Origin of the sequence: Natronolimnobius sp. AArcel1 (assembly GCF_011043775.1) — an archaeon.
Lineage (GTDB): Archaea > Halobacteriota > Halobacteria > Halobacteriales > Natrialbaceae > Natronolimnobius.
In genome coordinates, this window is the sequence record NZ_JAAKXY010000003.1 from 543,522 (window position 1) to 568,741 (window position 25,220).

The 25,220-nt window shown below is 58.6% G+C and carries 16 protein-coding genes and 1 tRNA gene; 8 read left to right on the forward strand and 9 right to left on the reverse strand.

Features of this window, described 5'->3' with window-relative positions:
* Positions 1-135 precede the first annotated feature (135 nt).
* Positions 136-663, reverse strand: a complete 528-nt coding sequence (locus tag G6M89_RS10990) for a hypothetical protein (protein ID WP_165161823.1) — start codon at positions 661-663, stop codon at positions 136-138.
* Positions 663-1,571 (reverse strand): RsmB/NOP family class I SAM-dependent RNA methyltransferase, encoded by a 909-nt coding sequence (locus G6M89_RS10995; RefSeq protein WP_165161824.1) that lies wholly within the window; start codon positions 1,569-1,571, stop codon positions 663-665. Before G6M89_RS10995 ends, G6M89_RS10990 begins: the two co-directional genes overlap by 1 nt.
* A gap of 150 nt (positions 1,572-1,721) precedes the next feature.
* Here G6M89_RS10995 and G6M89_RS11000 point away from each other — a divergent pair, with 150 nt between their 5' ends.
* On the forward strand, positions 1,722-2,420 hold the full coding sequence (locus tag G6M89_RS11000; RefSeq protein ID WP_165161825.1) for a hypothetical protein: 699 nt from the start codon (positions 1,722-1,724) through the stop codon (positions 2,418-2,420).
* Between the two features lie 69 nt (positions 2,421-2,489).
* Entirely contained in the window at positions 2,490-3,233 is a 744-nt protein-coding gene (locus tag G6M89_RS11005; RefSeq protein ID WP_165161826.1) for a proteasome assembly chaperone family protein, read from the forward strand.
* An 87-nt stretch (positions 3,234-3,320) separates the two neighbouring features.
* Here the strand turns inward: G6M89_RS11005 and G6M89_RS11010 are convergent, their stop codons facing one another.
* Positions 3,321-3,611: a PadR family transcriptional regulator gene (locus G6M89_RS11010; protein WP_165161827.1), complete on the reverse strand. Its 291-nt coding sequence runs from the start codon at positions 3,609-3,611 to the stop codon at positions 3,321-3,323.
* 523 nt (positions 3,612-4,134) lie between these two features.
* Positions 4,135-4,209 (reverse strand) — tRNA-Glu (locus tag G6M89_RS11015).
* Between the two features lie 300 nt (positions 4,210-4,509).
* Between G6M89_RS11015 and G6M89_RS11020 the strand changes: the two genes are divergently transcribed.
* On the forward strand, positions 4,510-5,247 hold the full coding sequence (locus G6M89_RS11020; RefSeq protein ID WP_165161828.1) for a fumarylacetoacetate hydrolase family protein: 738 nt from the start codon (positions 4,510-4,512) through the stop codon (positions 5,245-5,247).
* A gap of 23 nt (positions 5,248-5,270) precedes the next feature.
* Here G6M89_RS11020 and G6M89_RS11025 read toward each other — a convergent pair whose 3' ends face one another.
* Positions 5,271-5,558, reverse strand: a complete 288-nt coding sequence (locus G6M89_RS11025) for a DUF357 domain-containing protein (RefSeq protein ID WP_165161829.1) — start codon at positions 5,556-5,558, stop codon at positions 5,271-5,273.
* Between the two features lie 179 nt (positions 5,559-5,737).
* Between G6M89_RS11025 and G6M89_RS11030 the strand changes: the two genes are divergently transcribed.
* Entirely contained in the window at positions 5,738-7,057 is a 1,320-nt protein-coding gene (locus tag G6M89_RS11030; protein ID WP_165161830.1) for an FAD-dependent oxidoreductase, read from the forward strand.
* Between the two features lie 211 nt (positions 7,058-7,268).
* Here the strand turns inward: G6M89_RS11030 and G6M89_RS11035 are convergent, their stop codons facing one another.
* From G6M89_RS11035 to G6M89_RS11050, 3 genes are all read right to left on the reverse strand, one after another.
* A complete protein-coding gene (locus G6M89_RS11035; RefSeq protein ID WP_165161831.1) occupies positions 7,269-9,596 on the reverse strand; it encodes a BGTF surface domain-containing protein in 2,328 nt (775 codons plus the stop codon).
* Positions 9,597-10,068: 472 nt separating this feature from the next.
* On the reverse strand, positions 10,069-12,501 hold the full coding sequence (locus tag G6M89_RS22130; RefSeq protein WP_206335521.1) for a PGF-CTERM sorting domain-containing protein: 2,433 nt from the start codon (positions 12,499-12,501) through the stop codon (positions 10,069-10,071).
* 486 nt (positions 12,502-12,987) lie between these two features.
* Positions 12,988-13,578 (reverse strand): TetR/AcrR family transcriptional regulator, encoded by a 591-nt coding sequence (locus tag G6M89_RS11050; protein ID WP_165161832.1) that lies wholly within the window; start codon positions 13,576-13,578, stop codon positions 12,988-12,990.
* Positions 13,579-13,879: 301 nt separating this feature from the next.
* Here G6M89_RS11050 and G6M89_RS11055 point away from each other — a divergent pair, with 301 nt between their 5' ends.
* The 4 genes from G6M89_RS11055 (at position 13,880) to G6M89_RS11070 (ending at position 23,634) form a co-directional block, all read left to right on the forward strand.
* The gene (locus tag G6M89_RS11055; protein WP_343162637.1) at positions 13,880-15,559 is read left to right on the forward strand and encodes a hypothetical protein; all 1,680 of its coding nucleotides are present in this window, start codon (positions 13,880-13,882) and stop codon (positions 15,557-15,559) included.
* Between the two features lie 67 nt (positions 15,560-15,626).
* A complete protein-coding gene (locus G6M89_RS11060; RefSeq protein ID WP_241175293.1) occupies positions 15,627-18,410 on the forward strand; it encodes an RND family transporter in 2,784 nt (927 codons plus the stop codon).
* A 647-nt stretch (positions 18,411-19,057) separates the two neighbouring features.
* Positions 19,058-20,254, forward strand: coding sequence for a Cdc6/Cdc18 family protein (locus G6M89_RS11065; RefSeq protein ID WP_165161833.1), 1,197 nt, complete (start codon positions 19,058-19,060; stop codon positions 20,252-20,254).
* 422 nt (positions 20,255-20,676) lie between these two features.
* A complete protein-coding gene (locus G6M89_RS11070; RefSeq protein ID WP_165161834.1) occupies positions 20,677-23,634 on the forward strand; it encodes a DUF1508 domain-containing protein in 2,958 nt (985 codons plus the stop codon).
* Here the strand turns inward: G6M89_RS11070 and G6M89_RS11075 are convergent.
* Positions 23,626-25,128 (reverse strand): sugar transferase, encoded by a 1,503-nt coding sequence (locus G6M89_RS11075; RefSeq protein WP_165161835.1) that lies wholly within the window; start codon positions 25,126-25,128, stop codon positions 23,626-23,628. The genes G6M89_RS11070 and G6M89_RS11075 overlap by 9 nt on opposite strands.
* Positions 25,129-25,220: the final 92 nt, after the last annotated feature.

The following is a 25,220-nucleotide window of genomic DNA, read 5'->3' on the forward strand; positions in this document are numbered from 1 at the left end:
ATGACCAGATCAACCTAAATCAGTATCAGCGTGGCGACGAAGACGCCCGCCAACAGGACGCTGAGAGCATTGTGACACTTCGTGTCTCAGCCTGAACGCGGACGGATCAATGGAACGAGTGAGCAGCGCGCGAGATTACAGGTCTCGCTGGCGTCCCTTCGGAACCATCGAGCGTAGTTCGCCATGAACATAGAGGCCGATGCCGAGCGGTTCGCGCTCGCCAGCCACCTGATGGGCGGCGATCAAGTAGCCCCAGTCGCCGTCCCAGCGCTCGATCTCCTGATCCTCGCCTGCGGCAAACGCCGTCGCTTCCTCGTGCTCGAGGTCGATCACGCAGGCGTCGGCGTGGTGGCCAAACCGCTGGACGAAATCCGTCGTCGGCTTCCAGTGTTCCTGTCGGGTTCGCAAGCAAGTCATCCCAATCGCCTCGATCTCGAGGGGCGAGGGCGCTTCGCCTGCGTAAACCCAGATCTTCCCAGCGCCTTTCTCCCAGAACGTATGCTCGTCGAACGTTTCAGGGGAGATAGCGAATCGGTCCGCGAAGTAGTCGACGACCTCCGCGCGGCTGGCGCGGCCCTCGACGGTTCGCTCGGCGGCTGTCGCCGGCAGCCGACCGAATCGCTGGCCGTCGTTTTGCTCGAGTGAGTTCTCAGCATCGCCCATTAGGCAGTCACCTCCATTTTTGCCACGAAGAAGCCGCCCGTATCGTTCTGATGCGGGTAAATTCGCGCCGCTTGCTCGAGCGAGTCGTCGAACGCCTCGCCGTCCCACTCGGTGAGTCCAGGCGCGTGCTCGAGGCCGAGATCGAAGTCGACGACCTCGCACGATTCGGTCTCGAGGGCGTGCTGAACGACAGCTTCGTTCTCCTCGGGTGCGAACGTGCACGTCGAGTAGACGATCTGGCCACCCTCGCGAGTCGCCTGGACCGCGCGCCGGAGAATGCCCTTCTGGATGCCCGCAATGGTGTCGATGTGGCCTTCGGACCAGTTCTCGAGTGCATCGGGGTTCTTTCGGATCGTCCCCTCACAGGAACAGGGCGCGTCGACGAGCGTGCGGTCGAACGCATCGAAGGAAAAGCGCTTGAGCGAGTAGTTGCGCGCGTCGTCGTTCGTCACTGCCAGGCTGGTCGCACCCAGCCGTTCGGCGTTAAATCGCAGCGCCGAGATGCGCCCGAGGTTGCTATCGTTTGCGACCACGGTTCCGCGGTCGTCCATCAGCGCCGCGAGTTGGGTTGCCTTCCCGCCCGGTGCGGCACAGCAATCCCAGACGCGCTCGCCGGGTTGGGGATCGAGGACGACCGGCGGCACCGCCGATACCTCCTCCTGGCCGTGCGTAAAGCCGTGAAACGAGGTCCACGTCGACCCCGGCGAATCCGTCTCGAGGCGCAACACGCGGGGGTTCCAGTCGGCCTGCTCGTAGGCGACGCCGTCGTCCTCGAGCGTCGCAAGCGTGCGCTCGACAGAGGCTTTGATCGTGTTCACCCGCACGGCGTTGCCAAGCGGGCGCTCGCAGGCCTCGAGAAAGGCGTCGAAATCGTCGATAATCGGTCGATACCGCTCGAATGGCTCCATTAGCGACGCGTTCGGGGGCCCGGCGCTTGTGGGTTTCGAAGCGCGTGGCTCGAGGATCGGAGGTGAAATTAAATACACCAGTGTACTTTATTGTACTCTAGTGCATGGATTTATACACTATTCAGGATAACAGTACCAGCAGTTGACAACATGAGCGACACAACGAGATTCGAGGTCACCGACTGTGCGATCATTGGCCGAACGTTCGAGGAGTACGTCGCGATGTTCGACCTCGAACCGACCGATCTCGAGGGAAACCGAGTGCTTGACTGTCCGTCGGGTGTTGCGTCGTTCGTTGCGACAGCCGCCGAGTACGGTATCGACGCCGTTGGTGCGGATGTCGTCTACGAACAGTCACCGGCTGCACTCGCCCGGCGCTGTCGAACGGACCGCGAGTCGGTTGCAGCACAGGTTACAGAGAAGTCGGATCTGTTCGCGTGGTCGTTCTACGACTCGCCCGCCGAGCGCCGACAGTACCTGCGACAGGCATCCGAACGGTTTCTCACAGATTACGCCGATGGCGTTCGGCAGGGAAGATACGTCGCTGCTGCGTTACCAACCCTCCCGTTCGACCGCGATACGTTTTCGGTCGTGCTCTCGGCGCACTTGCTGTTTCTGTACGGCGACCGCTTCGACTACGAGTTCCACCTCGAGGCGCTGGGAGAACTCGCTCGCGTCGCCGCCGACGAGGTACGACTCTTTCCGCTGCAGGGACTCGATGCACAGCCGTACGACCGACTCGAGGATGTCATCGAGACGCTCGAGTCCGAGGGATACGACCCCGAAATCGTCCCTGTTCCGTTCGAGTTCCAACGTGGATCAACGGAGATGCTCGTGCTGTCGCCGTAACTTGGCCCATACACCGGCAGTCTCCTTCCCAGCCGCAATTTTATGCCGTCACCGAGACTCGTTTCACATATGGCACGGATCAACACGCAGGGAGCGCCAGTCGACCTCGAGAACCCCACACTCATCGAGGGCTTTCCGGGCGTCGGCCTCGTCGGAAAAATCGCCACGGACCACCTCGTCGACCAACTCGAGATGCGATACTACGCGAGCGTCCACTGCGAAGGCCTCCCCCGGATCGGCGTCTATCGCGGCGGTGACCGAACCGTCCGACCGCCGGTTCGCCTCTACGTCTCCGAAGAACACAACTTGTTGGCGCTACAAAGTGATGCCCCAATCGGTGCACAGGCAGCAGGCAGCGTCGCCAACTGCGTGACGAACTGGATCGTCGACCAAGACGCCACGCCGCTGTATCTGAGCGGCCTGCCTGCTGAGCGCGAGGACGGCGATCCGAGCGTGTATGGCGTTGCAACCGGCAACGCAGGCTCGCTGCTCGAGGACCACGCAGTCGACAAGCCACCCGAAGACGGCGTCATCACCGGTCCGACTGGCGCGTTGATCAACCGCGGTGCACAACTCGGCTACGACACCCTCGGGCTGGTCGTCGAGTGTAACCCACAGTTTCCCGATCCCGAAGCCGCCGGCATCCTCCTCGAGGAGGCAATCGCACCGATTTCGGGCCTCGAGATCGACGTTGACGAGTTGCTCGAGCGCGCCGAAGAGATTCGCGCAAAACGTGAGCAGTTCGCCCAACAGATGCAGGCGCTGGCACAGGACGAGAGTTCTCAGGCCCAGCCCCTGCGGATGTATCAGTAACACACCCAAACCACAGTGAGCCAGCAGCGCGTGCGTCTTCTATATAGCGATATTCAGTTTATCGTGTTGGTACAGGCCTCCGAACGTTTAGCTGACAACCGCCTCAAGATATTCCTGTTCCCAGGATTCCCGTTCTTGCAGCGCTGCTTTCCCGTCGTCGGTAATTGCATAGTAGTTCGTCCGACGATCGAGTTGGCCTTTTTCCACGAGATTGCGATTGACAAGCGTATCCAGATTTGGATACAGTCGCCCGTGGTTGATATCGATATCAGCATCGCGCTCGATGTTCGATTTGATTGTCTGTCCCGATGGCCGATCCAGTCCGGCGATTACGACCAGCAAGTCGCGTTGGAAGCCGGTGAGGTCAAAGAGTGCCATAAGTCGCTCCAGCAGACCATCCACTATTGTTAGTTATTGGTCTTGGCGCTGCTATATCAAGTCGGCTGGCACATTTTGTCTGAACGGTCACCAGTACGTGGCTCTTTGGCAGTCCGACGATGCAGGACTAGTCTTGCGGAGAGGAGTTCAGACGGAGGACGTGTGACTCACAGCGGCGAGTTCATAGAAGAGTGCTCAAAGCTCGCTTTCGGTTCAGTGCGTCCGCAAAACTGCTCTTCTGGGATTTGAACCACGCGAAGACGATCCTGCTCACTCACTTCGTTCGCTCCGCGGTCGTCGGCGTAAAGCGCCAACTGCTTGAGGATCTCCGATCCCTCGTTGGCAGCGACTTCTCTCCCTCAAATCCCAGAGCGTGTGCTTCCTTCTTCGTTACGTCGTTCCTCAGAGGAGTGCTCCCTTTGGGATTTAAACTACGCCCAGACGTGCTCGCTACGCTGTGCGCGACTGGTCTAATTCAAATCCAGGGTCGCATTCTCACCTCACGAAGTTGTTCGCTGAGAAATGCTCCGTCTGGGATTTGAACCCAGGTCATCGGCTCGAAAGGCCGAAATGATTGGCCGGACTACACCAACGGAGCGTTCACGTCGTTCACGCTCCGAGCCTCGACGGACTGCGTCCGTCTCACCAACGGGGCGTGCTACGCATTCATTGCTTGCCGAGGCCTAGTAAAAAGACTTCCGTTCCGCGGCGACACTGCCACATGCTGACGTACCTATGTTCTGCTGGTCTGTGACTGCTCTCGTTCGAAAAATCGATACCAGACGGCGCAATTCGAAATCCTCACTCGAGAACAGTAATCTATACCAGAGATGTCTCCCTTGCAGCGAGGGACGCCGACATCTCAACGTTTTTGCCGCCGGAATCCCATCACTCGAGTATGAAATACGTCCGATTCCGTGACCCCGCTGGGGCAGTCCGACGTGGCACACTCGAGGATGACCGTGTTCGATTCGGAAACCAGACCTATGCACTCGATAGCGACGAAATCGACGTATTAGCACCGACTGACCCCTCGAAGATCGTCTGTATCGGACGCAACTACGCAGACCACGCAGACGAGATGGGCAACGATGTACCCGACCGGCCGCTGCTTTTTCTGAAGCCGCCAAACGCGGTCGCAGGCCATGGCGATACCATCACCGCGCCCGCGGGCAAAGACCGAATCGACTACGAAGCGGAACTCGGCGTCGTGATCGGCGAACAGTGCCGGCACGTCCCCGTCTCCGATGCGATGGACGTCGTCGAGGGCTTTACCTGCGTCAACGACATCTCGAACCGGGACGACCAGGAACAAGAACAGAACTGGATCCGCGGCAAGGCCTTTGACGGCGCAGCGCCACTCGGCCCGGTTCTCGCAACGCCCGACGAAGTCCCCGACGGCGCGTCCGTGCAGTCACGCGTCAACGGCGACCTCAAACAGGACGGCTCGACCGATCAGCTCATTTTCCCGATTTCCGAACTCATCGCCGAAATCACGAGCTATCTTACGCTCGAGCCGGGCGACGTAATCGCAACTGGGACGCCGGAAGGCGTCGGCCCGCTTGAGGATGGCGACACCGTCGAAATCGAGATTGACGGGGTCGGCACGCTCGAGAACACGGTTCGGCGTCCGTAACCCGGGTGCGGGAGCGTCGTGCGTTACTCGACGGTGAAGAGATGCCCGTCAGTCGGCACATCGAATAGTCCAACGCGTGCGCCTGCATCGAGCCACGCGTGCCCGTAGGAAAACGATGCTAACGCGTTGACTGGGTCGTCATTTTCGCGAAAGTGCTGGCCGTCGTCGAGATACGACGACGCCATCTCGTAACACTCCGCCGCAGCGTCGGCCATTGGGCTCCCCTCTCGAGGGGCGATTGTCGCTTCCTCGAGTGCCTCTGCCAGTAACGCGCCGTAGCGGTCAGTTTTCTCCTCGAGATCTGCAGCCATACTCGAGTGTCCGCTGGCGTGGTCGTAAAGCCGTCGACAGTGGTGGGAGAGCACGGCTGCTCAAACAATGTGTGCGAGACTGCCATCTCGAGCGGTTGGACGGGTAGTTGCGTCACAGGAGACGCCCTCGAGTTGCTGAGAACGCAAGCGGTTTAGGCAATCTGTCCCAACAATGGATTATGAGCGACCAGCCACGCGTCGAGATCTATACCAAAACAGACTGTCCGTATTGCGACAAGGCCAAGGACCTCTTTGATGCGAAAGGAATCGAGTACGAGATCTACAACGTCACTGGCGACGACGACCTGTTCGAGGAGATGGTCGAGCGCGCAGACGGCCGCAAAACTGCTCCAGAAGTCTTCATCGACGACGAACTCATCGGCGGCTGGGACGACACGAGCGCACTCGACGAGACGGGCGAACTCGACGAGAAACTGGGCATTGCAGACGACGGTAACGTCGACGTTGAACACCGCAAACTGATCATCGCCGGCACCGGAATCGCTGGCCTCACGGCAGCGATCTACGCCGGTCGTGGCGACAACGAGCCACTCGTCATCGAAGGTGACGAACCCGGCGGGCAGCTCACGCTCACGACAGACGTTGCAAACTATCCCGGCTTCCCTGAGGGAATCGGCGGCGCTGAGCTCGTGAACAACATGAAAGAGCAGGCCCGCCAGTTCGGTGCCGAGTTGAAAAACGGCATTATCGACTCCGTGGATGCCGACGAGCAGCCGTTCCGTGTCGAACTCACCAACGGCGATGTCTACACCGCAGATGCCGTCATCGCCGCCTCGGGCGCAAGCGCTCGTACGCTTGGCATCCCCGGCGAAGAGGAACTCATGGGCTACGGTCTCTCGACCTGTGCGACCTGTGACGGCGCGTTCTTCCGCGGCGAGGACATGCTCGTCGTCGGCGGGGGCGACGCCGCCATGGAGGAAGCAACCTTCCTCACGAAGTTCGCAGACACCGTCTACATCGCCCACCGCCGCGAGGAGTTCCGCGCCGAACAGTACTGGATCAACCGCGTCCACGAAAAGGTCGAAGAAGGCGAGATCGAGATCATGAAAAACACCGAAGTCACCGAACTCCACGGCTCCCAGGCCGAGGGCATCGACCACGCAACCCTCGTCCGCAACGACAAGGGCCACCCCACCGACCGCCTCGAGGACCCCGAAACCGAGGAGTTCGACTTCGACGTCGGGGCGGTCTTCTTCGCAATTGGTCACACGCCAAACACCGACTATCTCGAGGACACCGGCGTGAAAATGGACGACGACGGCTACCTCAAGACGAAAGGTGGCTCCGGCGGCGGCCAGACCGAAACCCACGTTCCCGGTATCTTCGGCGCTGGCGATGTCGTCGACTACCACTACCAGCAAGCCGTGACGGCTGCAGGGATGGGTTCGAAGGCCGCACTCGACGCCGACGAATACCTCGAGGACGTAGACCGTGCAGAAGCGACCACCGACGCTGAAGCGGCCGCGGCCGACGACTGAGCGAGAATCTCTGTTCGGTTTGACTGTCGCTGATTCTGTATCGGTATTGTGTGTTACTTGGCGATTTTGTGGTCACTCTGGAGTGTCCACCAAAGCACCCATCGGTTGCACATCGTCCACTCGCGATGGCAGGGGCTATTCGAGGTCGCACTCAATTCTCCAGCAGCAAAACAAACGGTCGGTCTCAGGCACCAAATGGTCTCGAGTAGTGCTACGAGCGGGGCCGAGCGGCCAGAACGACAGCAATGAGAACGCCAAGAGCAACAGCCACACCGAACCCAGGCGTCCCATCGTCACTCGCTGTCGTCTCGGCCTGGTCATCCGCATCATCGCTTGTAGACTCGTTGGTCTCTCCATTCTCTGCCTCGTCGGGTTCGATATCTAGAGTTCCGCTCTCGGAATCATCAACCGTCATCGCCTCCCACTCGAGAGTGCCTTCAGCGTCCGTCTCGAACTCGTAGGTCTTTGTTTTCGACTCGTCTGTCTCGAGTTCCAGCGTCTCGTTTGCGACTGTCTCACCGTCGACAGTAACTGCGTACGTCGACTCGCCAGTGGCCGACCCAGCATTCGTCACCGTCACCTCAAGTAAGGCGTATTCACCGACCACAGCACTCGTCGGAGCCTCAGCAGCAACTTCGAAGGCTGGTTCGCCAACTTCGATAAATTCGACCTCTTCGTGTACCGCAGCAGGGTCGGACGTATCATATGGATCTTCAGCGAACAGATCGAAGGTAATGCCGGGTTCCATCTCCTCGAAGTCGAACGAGGCATCGAACGTGTGCTCGCCAGCACTGCCTTCTGTGACGACTGCATCACTCATCTGGATGAATCCACCCTCCTCAACCGGTGAGTCCGCAGTCACGCGCACCTCAGTTCCGGGCGCAACAGTCGTCGTTCCTGTCGCAGTGGCATTCGACGCGACCGGCATCGCCTCGAGTGACTCCCACTCGAACTCGCGCTCGACGACCGAGAGGTCACGTTCCTGTTCGATCGCGTCATCGTCGTCGATGTAGGCATTATCCTCGGTCGTCAGCATACGCACGTCGTAGTCCTCGCCAGACTCGAGCGACTCGGCCTGTGAGTCCGTCGTGACGAGCATTGAGAGGTCGCCGTCGTATGCGTCACCTGCATTGAGGATCTCGACATCGAGCGGGTCCGCCTCGGATTGGGCGTCTGCAGAGGTGTTCCAGACGTGTGTCGACGCGACTGGGCCGCTATCCTGTTCTTCGATCTCGAGTTCAAGCCCAAGCTCCTCGAGTGAGGCGCCGCTCCCAACCGTCTCGAGGAGGCCAGCTGCTCCGAAGTCCTCGATCGTGACCAGGAAGGCATCACCTTCAGCAACGGTCTCCGTGTTCGTCACGGTTGCTTCCTCCAGCGAGTCGCCGTCGGTAAGCGTTGCGTCCGCTGGAGCGGTAGCCAATGCCGTCTCGCCGATCGTCGTTCGCTCGCGGACGTTCAACACGTCGCGGTCGAACGCCGTCTCGAGTTCATGCGTGTCTTCATCTTCAAATTCGTTGCCGACCTCGAGCGACCAACGGTGTGCTGGAAGTGGCTCATCCGTATCCAGATCCGTGTCCACCTCGGCGCTGTCGACACTCGCGTTCGAATCCTCGTGGACGCGCCACGCGTCCGTGCTGGTCGCTTTGTGGGTGTTGTACTCGAGGGTGATCTCGTCGTCGTCGATCTCCTCGAGGGCGACTGAAGACTCGAAGTGGTCTTGCTCGTCGCCGAGGACGACAGCCGCCGTGTCCGTATCTGTGACCTCGAGATCGATCGTGGCAATCTCGCCCTGTTCGGGTTGGGAGACGTCGCCGAAGGCGTAGTCTGCGCTATCAGTCACGTCGATCGTTGTGGTCGCTGTCGCGTTACTATCGGCCACGTCGAATGTGAACTCGTAGTCGCCAATGTCGATATCAGTGAAGTCTGCATCAAAGGAGTCGCCATCACTGACGTTTTCGAGAAGAATTGCATCGTCATACGCAGCAGGATGGGTGTGTTCAGCGCCGAAGATTGACTCGAGTTCATCAGCGTCGAGATCGTCTGCAGTGACGTTTAGATGTTGTTCGTCGCGCTCCGACTCAATCGAAAGCGACGTGGTGCTATCTTCGTTGACGGTTGGGCTGCTAAACTCGGCTTCGAGGTCTTCACTGGTTGCACGGAATCCTTCGCCGTGGAAGTCGAAGTTGTCACTGTCGCCGTAGGCGTAGATGTGATAGATTTCGTCGTCCTCGAGTTCGTCAGTCTCGAAGGTTACCGTGTTGTCGGAATCATTGTACCGTTCGGTGACGACGGCATCGGTGTCGTCCGAGGGTTCTGGTCCCTTTGCAATCGAAATGAAGTCTCCATCGAAGGTGCCATCATGAAGAGTTAGTTCCTGCCCGATCCATACTTCTGTGAACGACTCGCCAGTATAGGTTGGTCCATCGTCGTAGCTGTCTGCAGTGGGCGAGAGTGCCCCCGCACCTGAGAGAGAGAGCGCAACGACAGACAGGACGAGGACGATACAAATGAGTACCGTCGTGCCTACCCCGCGAGCCATCGATTTGTTTGGTATCATGTTGTGCGTTGTAGCGAAGAGTCGCCAGACGTCCGAGAACCCCTGAATTGTATCCCCCCAATCTGAGTACCGGATCGTTCGGTCTCGTCGCGACTCTGTCTCGAGTATCCGGCTGTCATTGTTATCGTGTAATAAGTCTTCTGCTGAAGTGGAACAGACGAATTGATAGGTTTCGTTGGTGAACAGATTTACTCGAGATAGCGGTCGAAATAGATGGACCTCGAGTGGTCCGATCTCGAGAACGGACACTCAATAGCGAGGTGGAAACTGTGTGCTGTTTCTCTTGTCGGTGCCAGTCAGCAGAAGCAGTCTACGGTGCCGTGTTCAGTATGGGTGCCTCGGAGTATGAGTTGCTGTAACTGGGTCGTCTTGTAGTGCTGCCGCTTGTGGTGTAGCGGTCGAAAGAAAGTGAAAGTGCGTCAAACCGAACGAAGTTCGGTGGTTCTACGCCGAGTTAGTCCTGCTTGCGGAGTGCAAGCATGGCGGCTGCGAGGAGTGCGAAGAGAGCGACTGCGACGCCAAAGCCAGGCGTGCCGTCGTCATCGTCATCGGTTGGCTCCTCATCGTCAACGCCGTCGTCGCCGTCGTCAACGCCGTCGTCGCCGTCGTCAACGCCGTCGTCAACGCCGTCGTCGCCGTCGTCAGTGCCGTCTTCGACGGTCAGCGTGTCGGAGGCATCGTCGTGGTCAGTTGCGACTTCCCACTCGATGTCACCTTCAGCGTCAGTGTCGAAGTCGTAGGACATCGTGTCCGTGGACTCCTCACCGTCGAGTTCGATGGTGTCTTCGTCAACCTGCTCTCCATCGATTACGACGGAGTAGTTGGTCTCACCGGACTCAGTGCCGGTGTTTTCGACGACAACATCAAGCGTTGCGTCGTCACCGACTTCAACGCTCGATGGTGCGTCAGCGTCGACATCGAATGCGGCTGGCTCGCCTTCTTCACCAGCTGGGAGGAGTTCAACGTCGCTGAGATCGTCATCAGCGTCGCTGTGTGGGTCCTCAACAGTCATGTCGAACAAGACACCTTCCTGGTCAGCCTCTCCACTCAGGTCGAATTCAGCTTCGAAGGTGTATTCGCCGTATTCGCCATCAATGACATCAGCAGTCGTAATATCGACGAAGTTACCCTCGTCAGAGTCGATGTCAGCGTCAAGCTCCGAACCTGGTGCAATGTTCGTCACACCGGTTGCGGTTGCGTCTTCGTCAGCTGGGAGTCCCGAGATGGTGTCCCAGTCAACTTCGCGGTCTTCGAGGCTGAGTTCGAGTTCACTTTCGACTTCGTCGTCCTCATCGTCGATGTACTCGTTGTCCTCAGTGACTTCGAACGTGACGTAGTAGTCTTCGTCAGCGTCGAGGCCGTCAGCGCCTGCGTAATCGACAACGAAGGTCAGGTCGCCGTCGTACTCGTCACCAATGAGGTATGCGTCGAGTTCCTCGTCCTCTCCGTCATACTCATCAGAGGTGTTCCAGTAGGCAGCGTCACCGATCGGACCAGAGTCCTGCTCCTCGATCGAGATGTTAACGCCGCTCAGGTGACCGATTTCGGTGTCATCATCAATTGCGCCTTCGACACCGAAGTCGTCGACGGTCAGGATGAGAGCGTCATCGTCTGCAACTGTATCAGTTGGGGTGATGGTGGAGTCGTTGTAATCGTCGAAGTCGACGCCGCTGTTGTCGAGTCCATCATCGTACGGTGCGGTGTAGAGCGATGCGTCGCCGATCGCTTCACGGTCTCCAACGGAGAAGACGTCGCGGTCGCGCTCGTCAGAGACTTCCCAGTTGTCACCGTTCTGCTCGAGACCTTCACCAATCGACAGGTCCCAGTTGTGGCTTGGGAGTGGCTGGTTTTCATCGAGTCCGCTCTGGATCTCGACATTATCGATGGATGCGTTGTCCTCGTAGTCCTCATGGACATCCCAACCGTAGCCTTCCTCACCGATATCGGAGTTGTTTGCACCGTGGGTGTTGTACTCGAGAACAACCTCATCACTATCGATATCGTAGAGGTCGATACCAGTTACGTGGCTGGTCTCGTTGTAGTCACCGAGCACGACACTGGCCGTGCTGGATTCTTCAACACCGATGGTGATGTTTCCGATTTCACCCTCGGAAACTTGATCAACATCTGCGAAGTAGTAATCTTCAGACGCGTCCGTCACTTCGATCGTCGCGGTGTCGTAATCGATCGAGTCAGAGACTTCGAAGGTGAACTCGTATTCACCCGTATCGATGGATGCATTACTGAAGTTTGCTTCGAGGGCGTCGTCGTCTTCGACATCCTCGAGGAGGATGGCGTCATCATGCTCAGCTGGGTGGGTGTCAACATTGAAGAGATCCTCGAGCTGCTCTTCGTCGAGGTCATCGGCCGTGACGTTCAGGTGCTGGTAGTCACGATCGGATTCAACTTCAAGGTCAACAGAACCTTCTTCAGCGACGGTGTCGTCGGTGAATTCGGTCTCGAGATTCTCGCTCACTGCTTCGAAGGTCTGCCCTTCAAAGTTGAAGTCGTCATTGTCTCCGTTGTGTACACGGATGTGGTAGTACTCATCCTCTTCGAGGTCGTCGGTCTCGAAGGTTACTGTGTCACCATCAACCGATTCGGTTTCAACGGTGTCTCCCTCGTCAAGTTCTGGACCCTCAACGATGGAAACGAGACCACTATGGTGGTCGTCGTCATCGCTAATGAGAGTTAGTTCCTGACCGACCCATACATCTTCATCAATTACGCCGTCATTGAAGGTAACACCTTCGTCGTAGTTGTCCTCGTTGACTGCTGCTGCCGCACCGCCCGCAAACGCAGCGGACATGGCAACAACCGAGAGGACCATCATCGCAGCAAGGAACAGTGCACGTCCCTTCTCGCGATATGAAGTTTCGTTTGTCATTATATGTTGTGTATTGTTGTGTTTCGCGTTGGTTAGTGTTCGATTCACCGGAGGCGATGGCCGACATTCGTCCGACAGATCATCACAGACCGACTCAGCCTTCCGGGTAGGGGTATCCCGACCTATTAGGCAATGTGTAATAAGCTTTCTGGAACCACGAGATGCCCAGTAATGGAGCTATACTCCTGCTGTGACCCGCTGAAACGCCTGATTCTCGAGATTGTATTCGGCTTTATCTTGAAACCAAGAAACTACGAGTACACTAGTTGTATGCTACACCCTCGAGCCCGTTATCCCTTGTTTCCACGCAGTAATAGCGTTTTAACCCCCGTTTAGCCGAGACTGTTCACTGACGCAGCAGGAACGGGGAGCACTGAAATAGGAACCGAAACAGACGGTTGAGAACGCACGCGCGAACAAACTATATTGACACCGAATCGTCCCAGTGGCGCTCCCCCAGACGACGCAGTGCAGGCGAATCAGCGCTCAGCGATAGACACGCGCCTCGAGATAGGCCTCGAGTTCCTCGCGAATCGCTGCGACCGGCAGGTCGGTCGTGGTCGAGCGCCGAAGCGAGGTGCCAGTCATGATCGCGACCAGCGTTGTCGCGACGGCGTCTGGGTTACACGCCTGAAACTCGCCGTCTTCGATGCCCGCGTGGATGATACCCGCGAGCGTATCCTCGAACTGCTGATCACTGCGCGTGAAATGATCGCGGTAGGCCTCGTCGTGTACTGCCTGCGCGCGGAGTTCGAACAACGTCGCAGCACGCTCCTGGCGATCGGCAGAATCCACTGCGAACACGTACTCGAGGACGGTCTCGAGGCACCCGCGTGGATCGTCGTCGATATCCGTGACGGCTCCTTCGTAGGTCTCGAGCAAGTACTCGAGACACTCGAGGACGAGTTCGTCTTTGCCGTCGTAGTGGTGGTAGATCAGCGATTTGCTCTTTGCGAAGTTCGAGCCGATTTTGTCGACCGTCAGCTCCGAGTAGCCGTATTCTCGGAGTGACCGGAACGTCGCCTCGAGAATCTCTTCGCGCGTTCCAGAGACGTCTTCAAACGGGTGTTCAGTCATTTGGCTGCCCCGCTATCGTGTAGGTGGTACCCGAGATAGTGATAATGAGAGAAACTCACTGGTACCTCACTCGTGGTGGCCCGGTATACCGCTTGTGTCCGATGCGACTGCCCATACAGGCTGACACGAAGGGAGCCATCAAAAACTGATTGACTGAACGTTCAATAGAAAAGCCCATAATGGAGCCTTACAGATAGTCGGCAATGAGTAACCGGTCCCCTCCCAGATATATCTCGACGAGACAACAGTTTTCGGTCGGTGCATCTGGACCGGCAGATCTCGAGCGAACGGAGTGGTCGTTATGACCGACACCCGTGAGACGGTTGTGACGATCACGATGGCTGCACTCATGGCGCTCAGTCTTGTCGCAATAGGCGTCGCCGGGACAACGCCCGTCGCTGCCAACGACGCTGGTGGTGACGAAGACCTGGACATGGGTTCGAGTGGCAGTTCAGGATACGTGCCACCTGACCGCGGCGAACCCGACCTCTCGGTTGGCCTCTCCGATGCCGAAGTTATGCCAGGAACGATCGAAAGCCTCGAGTTCGACATCCAAAACGATGCCACGGTCACCACGGGTGCGGGCGATGGCGTCACAACCGCACGTGGTGTGACAGTCGAAATCGACGACAGCGGGCCATTCGAACGCGAGACAGGACCAGTCGCAATCGGCCCAATTCAGGATGGCGAGTCCGTGCCTGCCACCCAGCAACTCGCAGTACCTGATGACCTCGAGGCCGGCGAGTACGACATTCGCGTTGAAGTGAGCTATAGCTACAACAGCTACATGTCCTCAGACGGCAGCCACACACGCGAACAGACTACCGAGACAGAGACGGTGACGATCGAAGTGCCAGACGAGCCACGGTTCGAAATTACCGATGTCGACACTGACGTCGAACCTGGTGCGAGCGGGCCGGCAACCCTCGAGGTGTCTAACGTCGGCACCGAGTGGGCAAACGAAACCCGTGCAAGCATCGCCGGCGGGAGCGGTGTCACCGTCGATGGCGGCTCGGCTGACGCACCTGTCGAGGAGATCATCGGCGATATCGCCCCGAACGAATCCACCACAATGCTCGTCGACGTTGCGGTCGCCGGCGAACTCAGTTCGGGTGAACGCCCCCTCGAGATCGACTTCAGTTACCGCGATAGTGGCGGGGTCGAACGCGAGGGCGAATCACGGACCGCGTCGCTGACCCCTGGTGCAGAACAGTCCTTTGCAATCGGCGACGTGACGGATACGCTCTCAGTTGGCTACGATGGTCACATCGGCGGCGAGATTACAAATGAAGGGCCACGAACGATTGACGACGCCGTTCTCGTCGTCGAGCCGATGAGTGAATCGCTGTACATCGAGGATACCCGGTATGCGCTGCCAGAACTCGAGCCCGGTGAGACGACGGCGTTTACGTACCCGACTGATGTCAGTGGGCAGGCCGACGCCGGGCCGCGACAGCTCCAGTTCTCCGTCGAGTACACTGGCTCGAGCGGCGATGCCACGCTCGAGGATGGGCCATTTACCGATCGCGTGACGGTCGACGAACGGACTGACGAGTTCGCCCTCGGTGATGACGGGATCATCGTCGAGCAAGGCGACCGAACGGAGTTCGAACTCGAGATCACCAACCAGCGCGAAGAGACGCTTTCGAACATCGACGCGCAGTTGTACACCGACAGCCCGCTCAGCACATCGAACGACGAGGCGTTTGTCCCGGCCCTCGAGCCGGGCGAGTCGACGACGATCACCTTCGACGTGGCGGCGGGAGCGGATGCCACAACTGAGTATCACCCGGTCGAACTCGACTTCCAGTACGATACGGAAAGCGGTGACACGGTCGTCTCCGATGTCTACCAGCACCCGGTCGAAGTGGTCGCGGGCGAAGACGACGATAGCGGCGGTATTACGGGTACGGTTGTCGGGCTCATGGCACTGCTCTCGATTGCTGGACTCGGTATCGGGATGTGGTGGCGCCGGACGTGAGTAAACGCAGTTCACCACAGCGAACGGCCTCGAGCATGCGGTTTGTGACATACAGAGATACCTATCGATGACTGACTCCGATCGCACTGAGTACGACTCGGGCGAGTCGTCGTCCGACGGCGAGCCCGCAACCGCTGAGTCAGGTGGGTCACAGTCGGACTCGGCGACAGCAGACGGACCCCGCAGACGTGGCCTCACAGATCGACTGGCTGCGATAGACTTCCGCGAGAAGTTTGGACGCGGGCGCAAACGTGGACGCAACAATGACGGCGTGGCGAGTGAAACGGCTCCCAACAGCACCGCAGACCGGCAGGACGCGAGTACTCGTGGCCGCGATGCTGGTGGCCGCGATAGCAATGACGGACGCGGAGACGATCCGTTTACCCGTCGAATCAATCCGCTGATCACGAATCGGCCGTGGACGGTCGTACTCGTCTTCATCCTGCTCACTGGGTTATTCCTCGGCGGAGCGATGCTTGGCGGTGGCGAGCAAGAAGCCGGAACCGACCAGTTCACCGATGGCTCCGAGGAACAAGAAGCGTTCGAGGACATGCAGGAGAACTTCGATCGGGGCGTGCGTGATTCGGGTGGCACGACTGCCCAGTTGTTCATTACAGACGATCGAAACGTTCTCTCGGAGCCGAATCTATTGCGAATGCTCGAGTTCCAAGATCGCCTCGAGAACGAAGATAGCCTAAGAGTCGAGTCGACAACGAGCCCGGCCTCGCTGGTTGCACTGGAACTCGATCCGTCGGCCGAGACAGCAGAACAACAGCATCATACCGTTGCATCGGCCTCACAGCGCCAACTCAATACGGCTATCGCGGACGCAGATGAGAACTCGGGGCTGCCGGTGAGTACTGACTTTACCCGCGAATCGGCCAGCGCGGATGTCGCGCAGTTGGCGATTACGTACGATACGCCACCGAATGCGGATACTGACGATCATGCGGTGCTTCAGTTCGAAACCCAGGATCTTGCAAACGAGATTGACGGGTTCGATACGGATGATAACGTCGTGATCTTCGGTGATGCAATCCTCGAAGAAGAAATGCTGCAGCTACTCGGAGATACCTCGATCGTGGTCTTTCCGGCAGCGATACTGCTGATCCTTTTTTTCCTGTTGGTTGCCTATCGCGATCCGGTTGATCTCGGACTCGGACTGGTTGCGCTGTTGATGACGATGATCTGGACGTTCGGATTCATGGGATTGGCGAATATCCCGTTCTCGGACTCGTTAATTACGGTCTTCCCGTTGTTGCTCGCCGTCGGGATCGACTTCGGGATCCACATCATCAATCGCTACCGTGAGGAGCGAATTGATGGGGCGTCGATTGGCGATGCGATGGGGATTACGACCGGGCAACTCACGACCGCACTGCTGATTGTCACGCTAACAACCGTCTTTAGCTTCGCAGCGAACCTCGTCAGCGAGATGACGCGTGATTTCGGGATCGTCGCTGCAGCCGGGATGATCTTTACGTTCCTCATCTTCGGTGTGTTCCTCCCTGCGGGCAAGGTCGGGTTCGACCGCCTCCGCGAGGGAACGCGATTCCCGACGTTCGGCTCGACGCCGCTTGGGAGTGAGGGCTCTCTCATGGGGCGAGTCTTGCCGGTCGGCGTCCACATCGCTCGCGTTGTCCCTGTTGTCTTCGTTGTCGCGATGCTCGTCATTGGCCTCAGCGCTGCAGCGTACGGTACCGGCGTGGATACGGAGTTCGACGACGAAGCCTTCTTCCCCGACGAAGACCGGATCGAGCAGTACGAATCGCTCCCCGGGCCACTTGCACCCGGCGAGTACACCTTTATGACCGTCCTCGACCACCTTGAGGAGGACTTCGAGCAGGGCATGGAGGGGACAGTCACCGTCTACATCAACGATCCTGGGCTCAGAGACGATGGCGCGCTCAGCGAGATCGACCGCTCCCTCGAGAATCCATCCGATGCGTTCGAAACGGGCGAGAACAATCGGGTCACGGATGCAGATAGTATCCTCTCGGTGATCGACTCGCAAGCGGCGGCCGATCCAGAATTTGCACAGACTGTCAAGCGATACGACTCGAGCGGAAACGAGGTTCCGGATCGTGAAGTCGATGCAGTCTACGATCACCTATTTGAGGACCACGAGTCAGAAGCGATCGATCGGATGACGACCGACCGGAGCGCAACCCGGATCGATATTCCGGTCAGCGTCGATGCGGAACAAGACGAGGCAGTTGCGGCTGCTGACGATGTCGCAAATAGCCTTACACTGGATGCAACGCCAACCGGCCAACTCGTCATCTTCGAGGGCGTGATCGAGCAGACGACGGAGTCGTCGATCACCAGCCTCATGGTCGCGTTCGTGCTGACGATGGTCTTTCTCGTGCTTTCGTACTGGTGGCTTGAGGGGCGGGCCGTCTACGGCGTGATCAACCTCGTACCGGTGTTACTCGCTGTTGCCTTGCTCGCCGGGACGATGCGCCTGCTCGAGATTCCATTGAGTCCGATCAATGCACCAATTCTCTCCGTGTCAATCGGGCTGGGCGTCGACTACACAGTCCACCTGATGCATCGATTTGTCGATGAGTACGAAGACTCTGACGACCTCGAACAGGCACTGTTCGTGACGGTCCGTGGGACTGGCGGTGCGCTCACCGGGAGTATGCTGACGACTGTGTGCGGGCTTGGCGTCCTCTACCTGGCGCTGATTCCGCTGATCATGGAGTTCGGGCTCCTCCTCGCGCTTGGAGTCTTCTACGCCTGGCTCGCCTCGATCCTTGTCCTTCCCTCGACAATCGTCGTCTGGGATCGTCTGGACCGGCGCTACGACTCGCTCGAGTTGGATCGATTGCTCGGTTCGCGGTCATAAGCCAGCCTCCGTTGCTCCGTTGATTTGTGGGTGGGATTGGGTTCAATGGACTCGAGTACGTACCAGGTTCATCGGAAACGCGGTGAACGAGTGCGTTGGGTGGGAAATACGAAGCGAGTTGGAGTGAACAAAATGAGCGAAGTAAGCTCGGAATGCCGTGGAGACGGGTGAGTGAGAGTGGATTTCGTGTGCTTTCGAGTATCATGGTGGGACGTTGAGCATACTGTGTTGAAAACCGATCAATTCAGGAACCAGCACACGTGAAAACCAGTATACGCGAAGTGCGTCGAAGCCGTCAGTTCACGGGTCGTATGTCACTCGGCACTCGAGAACAGACACTCCGAGATATTGCCCGCAGTACCCTGATCACATGCAGTCGGTGCAGTCACGAGCCAGTGTGAGAGAGTACATTTCGTGTGCTTTCGTGCTCGAGGGTGTAGCGGAGAGACCGATGAGTGTGGCCACGCATGTGAGAGCACGTATACACGCACTGAATGAGAGTACATTTCGTGTGCTCGAGGTGGCGCAACTGCCGGTGTAGTCCAACATCATCGGCAAAAGTCGTTGTATCCCTGACTGGAAACGGAGCATGCGAAACAGACGAAAGGTGGTTTTAAATAGTATTAGCGAGCAGCCAGTAGTACTGAATGTCTGGCCCGTTTAGTGATCTAACGGAAACCATCTTTGCCGACAAGTCCGTCCTGAGCGAGAGCTACCAGCCGGAAGCGATTCTCGAGCGAGACGAGGAAATCGACGCATTCAGTCACGCGTTACAGGACGTCTTGTTTGGCCGGGAACCCGAGAATATCTTTCTCTACGGGAAGGCAGGACTCGGAAAGACTGCAGTCACGACGTACATGATGGGCGAGCTACAGACCGAAGTTGAGGTTCGCGAAGACGCCGACGATCTATATGTCCACGAAATCAACTGTAACGGGAAGACACTATTTATGGTGGTCCGTCGGCTCGTCAATACGTTATTACCACCGGACGCCAACCCGTTTCCGAAACGTGGACTCGGAACCGGAGACGCGTTCGACGAACTCTACACCCAACTGGACCGACACGGCGGCACCCATCTGATCGTCTTCGATGAAATCGACCATCTGGATGACGTCGATACCTTACTGTACGAACTCCCTCGAGCACGATCGAACGGACATATCACGGAGTCTTTAGTCGGAACTATTGGAATTAGCAACAACTACACGTTCCGCCAGTCGCTCTCGGCGAAGGTCAAAGACACACTCATGGAGACCGAAATCTCGTTCAGTCCGTACGATGCTGGCGAACTCCGAACGATCTTGCACGACCGCGCTGATCGTGCGTTCGTCGACGGTGCCTGTGACGATTCGGCAATCGCGAAAGCCGCCGCGCTCTCTGCGCAGGATATGGGGAACGCACGGCAGGCGATTGACCTGCTCCGCGTCGGTGCGGAAGTCGCCGAACGAGATGGAGACGAGACAGTCGACGATACGCACATCGAAAACGCTCGCACGCTCGTCCAGCGGGGGCGACTCCGGAACAAAATTCGCGATCAGACCGAACACGCCCAGTACATCCTCGAGACAATCGCCAAACTCGAGAAGCGTGGGGATGTTCCAGCGCGGTCGAAGGAGATCCAAGAGGGGTACGAACAGGTGGCGACTGCATACGGTGCAACGCCGCTGACGACGCTCAAGAGCATCCAGGATCACCTCTCTGACCTACACATGCTCGGTTTTCTGGTTCGTCACGAGCGTAATAAGGGACTCAGCGGCGGCCAGTACTACGAGTACGAACTCGATCTCGATCCGATGATCGTTCTCGAGACGCGAGAGGAGATTGTCCAGCCAAGGGAGTGAACAACACGCTACTCACAACAGACCAGACTCGCAACCGAAAGCACACTCGCAACCGAAAGCACACTCGCAACCGAAAGCACACTCGCAACCGAAAGCACACTCGCAACCGAAAGCACACTCGCAACCGAAAGCACACGAAATCTACTCACTCCCTTTTCACGTAACACGTTTTCCGGCTGTCGAGTCAGCTCCGTCAACTGACTCCCCTGCGTACCGAACCGACCCCACTCCAGTTCAGTAACCCACACTCTCTCGGGCGGAAAGCACACGAAATCCACTCCCTTACACGCACTCTTATTCATCAGTGTAGCCTCCCCCCACAGGAGGGCACACCGATAGTAGGCCCTGTTCCACTGGCCGCATCACACCACCGAATAAGCAGTCCATTATTATGGCGCATCCGGCTCTCGAGATGGATACGAATGCGAGTCTCGCAGTTGTGGCGGCACTCAAGCGCATGGCAACTCGGAATCGGAGTGGCGACATCGCTCGGGATGGTCTCGAGTGGCCACCTCGGGCCAATCGGTCAGATTCGGTGGGGCGACCGCGGACTCGAGATGGCCCCGTGGGTTGCAATCGTGACTGGCGTGGTCCTCTTTGCGGGCGTTTCCGTCGCCGTCGTTGCACTCACACGACAGTCATCGACTGAAACCACCCACCTCGAGGACAGCACGACCACTGCAGATCACGACGAGTCCGTACTGCCTACCGATGCTCCCACGTCAGATCTACCGGCAGTCATTTCGGGCACAGATACCGCTGCAAGCCAGTTAGCACTCGTCCAGACAGACCACGGCGAGTGGACGTGGCGCGCGCTCCATCTCGAGGCGTTGGCCGAGAGTCCCACCTCTGCAGACTCGAGTACGACGGCCGTTGATCAGGGCTCACAGCTCCAGACAGCACTCGAGCGTGCCAGCGTTCGCGAACTGTCCGACGCGGCGATTCGCCTCTCGAACGACGATGGTGACTGGACGTGGACGCTTATCCGTCCTAGTGGCGACACAGTTGCAACCGCTGCAAGTGAGTTCGACGATCTCGAGACGGTCGCAACGGCAGTAAGCCAGCTCAAAGATCGAGGTCCGGATGGAACACGCATCGATATCGGATCGGGGGCGTTTACCCTCACGGAACGCGACGAGCGCTGGTACTGGCGATTGGTTGACGACGAGCGGACGCCGTTGGCAGTCAGCCCCGACGGAACCCTCCACCGAGACGAGGCCGCGGCAACCGCCGAAACCGTCGGTTCGCTGCTCGCGGATGCCCGGTGTATCGACGCCGAAACGGGTGCCGTTGAACTCCACCGCAGCGAGGATGGACCCGGTCGCTGGACGTGGCGACTCCTCGATAGCCAAGCCACTGAACTGCTCACCGCAACCGCGACGTTCGACGACCGGACAGGTGCTGAAGCGGCCGCGACGACCGCACTCGAGGGTATCGAGTCGGCTGCCGTCCTCGCTGTCGACCAGTGTGCCTACGATTGTTACCCTGACGCAGGTGTCTGGCAGTGGCGACTCGTCGATGACACGGATCAAGTCGTGGCTCGAGGGGCGACCGCTCGTCACTCACACGAGCAGACCAGACAGGCAATCAACCACTTTCGGAACGCGATACCGGATGCGACCATTACAGATTTCGAGGACGCAGTGTACGAAATCCACCCGGCAGGTGCCGTTCTCGAGCGCGATACAGCGTCTGACAGGACGACACAGTCTGAGACAGCTGACAGAAGTGGCGACGACAGCGTTGACAGCGTCGCAGCCGCTGGCCAGTGGAACTGGCGGCTAGTAACTGATGACCGCACGTGTCTCGCAGTCAGTCCGGAGCCGTCAGCCGATGCCGGGCGCGCAAGAGCACAACTTGATCGGCTCCGAGAACAAGGTCACAATGCAACCCTTTGCTCGTTCGAAACCGCCGCGTTTCGAGTCTACCAGAGCGAGAACGGCGAGTGGCGGTGGCGGCTGCTCGATGCCGGCGGAACCGTCCTCGACGATAGCGACGCCGCCCATGACTCGCGTAACGAAGCGATCGAAGCGATGCTAACGCTCAAAGAGCGCGCACCCGATGCGGCCGTCGTTGAAGTCGAAACCGCGACGTTCGAACTGTACACCGTCGGCGAGGAGTGGTCGTGGCGACTGCTCGACGACGCCGGGATGCTTGTCGCAACCGCACCAACCCGATATCCGAGTGTAGACGCCGCGAGAGAGGCTGCTGACCGCGTTCAAACACACTCGAGTGCAGACAGCGTCACGATGGACCGGGCGACGTTCCAACCGTACACCAACTGCGACGGGGACGATGGCACCACTAGGACCGACGAACCGACACCTACAGCCACCGAGGCCGGCACCGCTGCAGAAACACCTCGCTGGCACTGGCGTGTTGTCCACCCAAGCGGCGAGCTACTTGCCGTCTCGGGACGTGGGTTCGCCACGCGCGATGCCCTTCTCGAGCAGATCGACGAGCTTCGGGAAGTAGCGATGACCGAGCAGGTAGAGACCACAGGTCCCGTCACCGTCCAACTCGTCGGAGAAGAGTCCTGTCGGTTCCGCCTCATCAATCGCAATCGGACGCCCATCGCCGAATCGACACGGACGTACGAGACCCGCGAACGCGCACGCACCGCGATCGCTGCCCTCGAGCGCACTACCTCCAGCGTCCCGGTCTTTACGATTGATGACGCCGTGATCTGGCTCGAGCGCGCAGCCGACGGCGACGACGGTGCATCTGATAGCGCGAGCGATGAAGCTGATGGTGCCAACGTGGCGGTCGAGACAGCGACCGAAAGCGGTGACGGGCACGATTCAACCTGGCGCTGGACACTGCTCGATGCGGATCGAACAGTGCTTGCACGCTCGCCGACGCAAACGACGAAGACCGCGCTGCAAACACAAATCGACAGGATGCGCCGACTCGCGCCACACGCCTCGCCAGTCGCGCTCACCGGTGTCTCGTTTGATCTCGTCGAGGCGCCAGACTCTGGGTCGGGTCCACCCACGGCTGCGGACGACGCTAGTGACCACACTGACGAAATAACTCGAGCAGGCTGGCAGTGGCGACTCCTCGAAGCCAACGGTGACCCGGTCGCAGTCGATGCCCGCCCCGGTGGGTCGAAAGCCGACGTTCACGAGCGAGTCGCAAGCATCCAAAAGCTACTGGCCGCAGCAGACGTCATCACCCTCGAGGAGCCAGTGATCGAACTGTACGGTGATGAGGAGTGGGCGTGGCGACTGATCGATACGACCGGCGACCCCGTCCTCGAAAGTACACAGACGTACCCGACACGGCAGGCTGTAACGGACGCGATTGCGACAATGCAATCGAGAGTCCCCACAGGCGAGATCACCGTCGTTGACGACGATTCGAACTCAGAGTCAGGGTGACCTATCTAACTGCACCGTTGCAACGATGTCCTCGAGCACTTTCCAGACCTGTCGGACGACGATTTTGACGTCGAGCCAGAACGACTGGCGGCGGATGTACTCGAGGTCATAGCGCAGTTTCGTGTTCGGGTCCGTGCTCTTGGCATCATTAATTTGGGCCAGACCCGTGAGTCCGGGTTTGACAAACCAGCGCTTGCGCCAGGCAGGGGCGTCTTCCTCGAGGAGCACCTCCTCTTCTGTCCAGGCTGCTCGCGGGCCGACGACACTCATATCGCCGACGAAGATCGACCACAGCTGCGGGAGTTCGTCTAGATGCGTTGTCCGGAGAATCGATCCCGTGCGCGTGATTCGGTCGTTTTCCTCGTCCTCGGATGGCGTTGCGGACTCGCCTTCGGGAACCATTGAGCGGAACTTGTAGACCGGAAACGTCTCACCGAAGCCAGCGGTGCGGTCCTGACTGTACAGCACTGGACCGGGGCTATCGAGTTTGACCGCCGCCGCGAGGACGAGCATGAGCGGGGCGAAGACGAGCAATCCGACCGCGGCGAAGACAATATCAAACAGCCGTTTGAACAGATGGTCCAGTGGGTCCCATGGCTCGAGGTCAACGTCAACCAGCGTACCGACGTCACCTTTCGAGACGAGGACGCTGTCTGCGTACTCTCGATGGACTTTCGCATCGACGCCGTGTTCGTGGCAGGCATCCAGTGCGCCAAAGAACTCCGCGCGATCGGCACGCTGAAACGCCAAGACGACTGTATCGATATCGTGTTCGACAAGCGTATCCTCGAGTCGTGAGAGTCCGCCAAGTCGTGCGAGTGACTCGAGATTGAGCGGTTGGTGACCAGCCGTTTCGCGTTCGGCGTCGTCACGGGAGAGTGGCTTGGATGCCATCTCGAGTCCGCCGTCCGCGCGCATCTTGTCGGTTGATTCATCGTCAACCGTGCGCTCGTCGAACATAAATTGGCCGGCAGTCGATGGACAGAGATAGCCCAGAACGGGGGCATCGATTTCGGGCGCGATGCGTTCGATCTGTGCCAGATCATCCCCAACGATCAGGGTCCTCCCGTTGGTGCCGGCAGGTCGTCGCCGGATCCAGACGAACCACGCCGGAATCACAATCGCGAGCAGGCCGACAATCATCGCGAGTGTCGCCCGCGGGAGTCGGTGTGACCACTTGAAGTATCCCAGTGCGGCCAGTCCCAACCCGGCGACGAACACGCGCTTTTGGGCCATGACGATAGTATCGAGGAACCGGCGTGGACGCGGTTTGTATAACGGCAGGAGGGCGATGGTCACAGCAATAACACTCAGCAAAATCGCCCAGCCCAGCGATCCGTTCGTGAGGACCGTCACCTCGAGACGGTTGAAAAGTGGTACGTGCGTCGTGAAGATTGTTTGGGAAACGGGGTGGTTGGCGACACTCACAGTGGCGACGGTAAGTCCGATAACTCCAAGCAGCGCGACCACACGGTACCGCCAGCCAGTCAGCATTCGTTCCGAGCAAGCGGCCGGGAGCGGCATAAACTTGTTGAACGTATTAATACTCCTGTTTCCAGATCATTTTATCGGCAGATATCTAGAAT

Bases quoted from the DNA above. Each gene is read 5' to 3' on its own strand.
- G6M89_RS10990 (WP_165161823.1), bottom strand. From the start codon at position 663: ATGGGCGATGCTGAGAACTCACTCGAGCAAAACGACGGCCAGCGATTC.
- G6M89_RS10995 (WP_165161824.1), bottom strand. From the start codon at position 1,571: ATGGAGCCATTCGAGCGGTATCGACCGATTATCGACGATTTCGACGCC.
- G6M89_RS11000 (WP_165161825.1), top strand. From the start codon at position 1,722: ATGAGCGACACAACGAGATTCGAGGTCACCGACTGTGCGATCATTGGC.
- G6M89_RS11005 (WP_165161826.1), top strand. From the start codon at position 2,490: ATGGCACGGATCAACACGCAGGGAGCGCCAGTCGACCTCGAGAACCCC.
- G6M89_RS11010 (WP_165161827.1), bottom strand. From the start codon at position 3,611: ATGGCACTCTTTGACCTCACCGGCTTCCAACGCGACTTGCTGGTCGTA.
- G6M89_RS11020 (WP_165161828.1), top strand. From the start codon at position 4,510: ATGAAATACGTCCGATTCCGTGACCCCGCTGGGGCAGTCCGACGTGGC.
- G6M89_RS11025 (WP_165161829.1), bottom strand. From the start codon at position 5,558: ATGGCTGCAGATCTCGAGGAGAAAACTGACCGCTACGGCGCGTTACTG.
- G6M89_RS11030 (WP_165161830.1), top strand. From the start codon at position 5,738: ATGAGCGACCAGCCACGCGTCGAGATCTATACCAAAACAGACTGTCCG.
- G6M89_RS11035 (WP_165161831.1), bottom strand. From the start codon at position 9,596: ATGGCTCGCGGGGTAGGCACGACGGTACTCATTTGTATCGTCCTCGTC.
- G6M89_RS22130 (WP_206335521.1), bottom strand. From the start codon at position 12,501: ATGACAAACGAAACTTCATATCGCGAGAAGGGACGTGCACTGTTCCTT.
- G6M89_RS11050 (WP_165161832.1), bottom strand. From the start codon at position 13,578: ATGACTGAACACCCGTTTGAAGACGTCTCTGGAACGCGCGAAGAGATT.
- G6M89_RS11055 (WP_343162637.1), top strand. From the start codon at position 13,880: ATGACCGACACCCGTGAGACGGTTGTGACGATCACGATGGCTGCACTC.
- G6M89_RS11060 (WP_241175293.1), top strand. From the start codon at position 15,627: ATGACTGACTCCGATCGCACTGAGTACGACTCGGGCGAGTCGTCGTCC.
- G6M89_RS11065 (WP_165161833.1), top strand. From the start codon at position 19,058: ATGTCTGGCCCGTTTAGTGATCTAACGGAAACCATCTTTGCCGACAAG.
- G6M89_RS11070 (WP_165161834.1), top strand. From the start codon at position 20,677: ATGCGAGTCTCGCAGTTGTGGCGGCACTCAAGCGCATGGCAACTCGGA.
- G6M89_RS11075 (WP_165161835.1), bottom strand. From the start codon at position 25,128: ATGCTGACTGGCTGGCGGTACCGTGTGGTCGCGCTGCTTGGAGTTATC.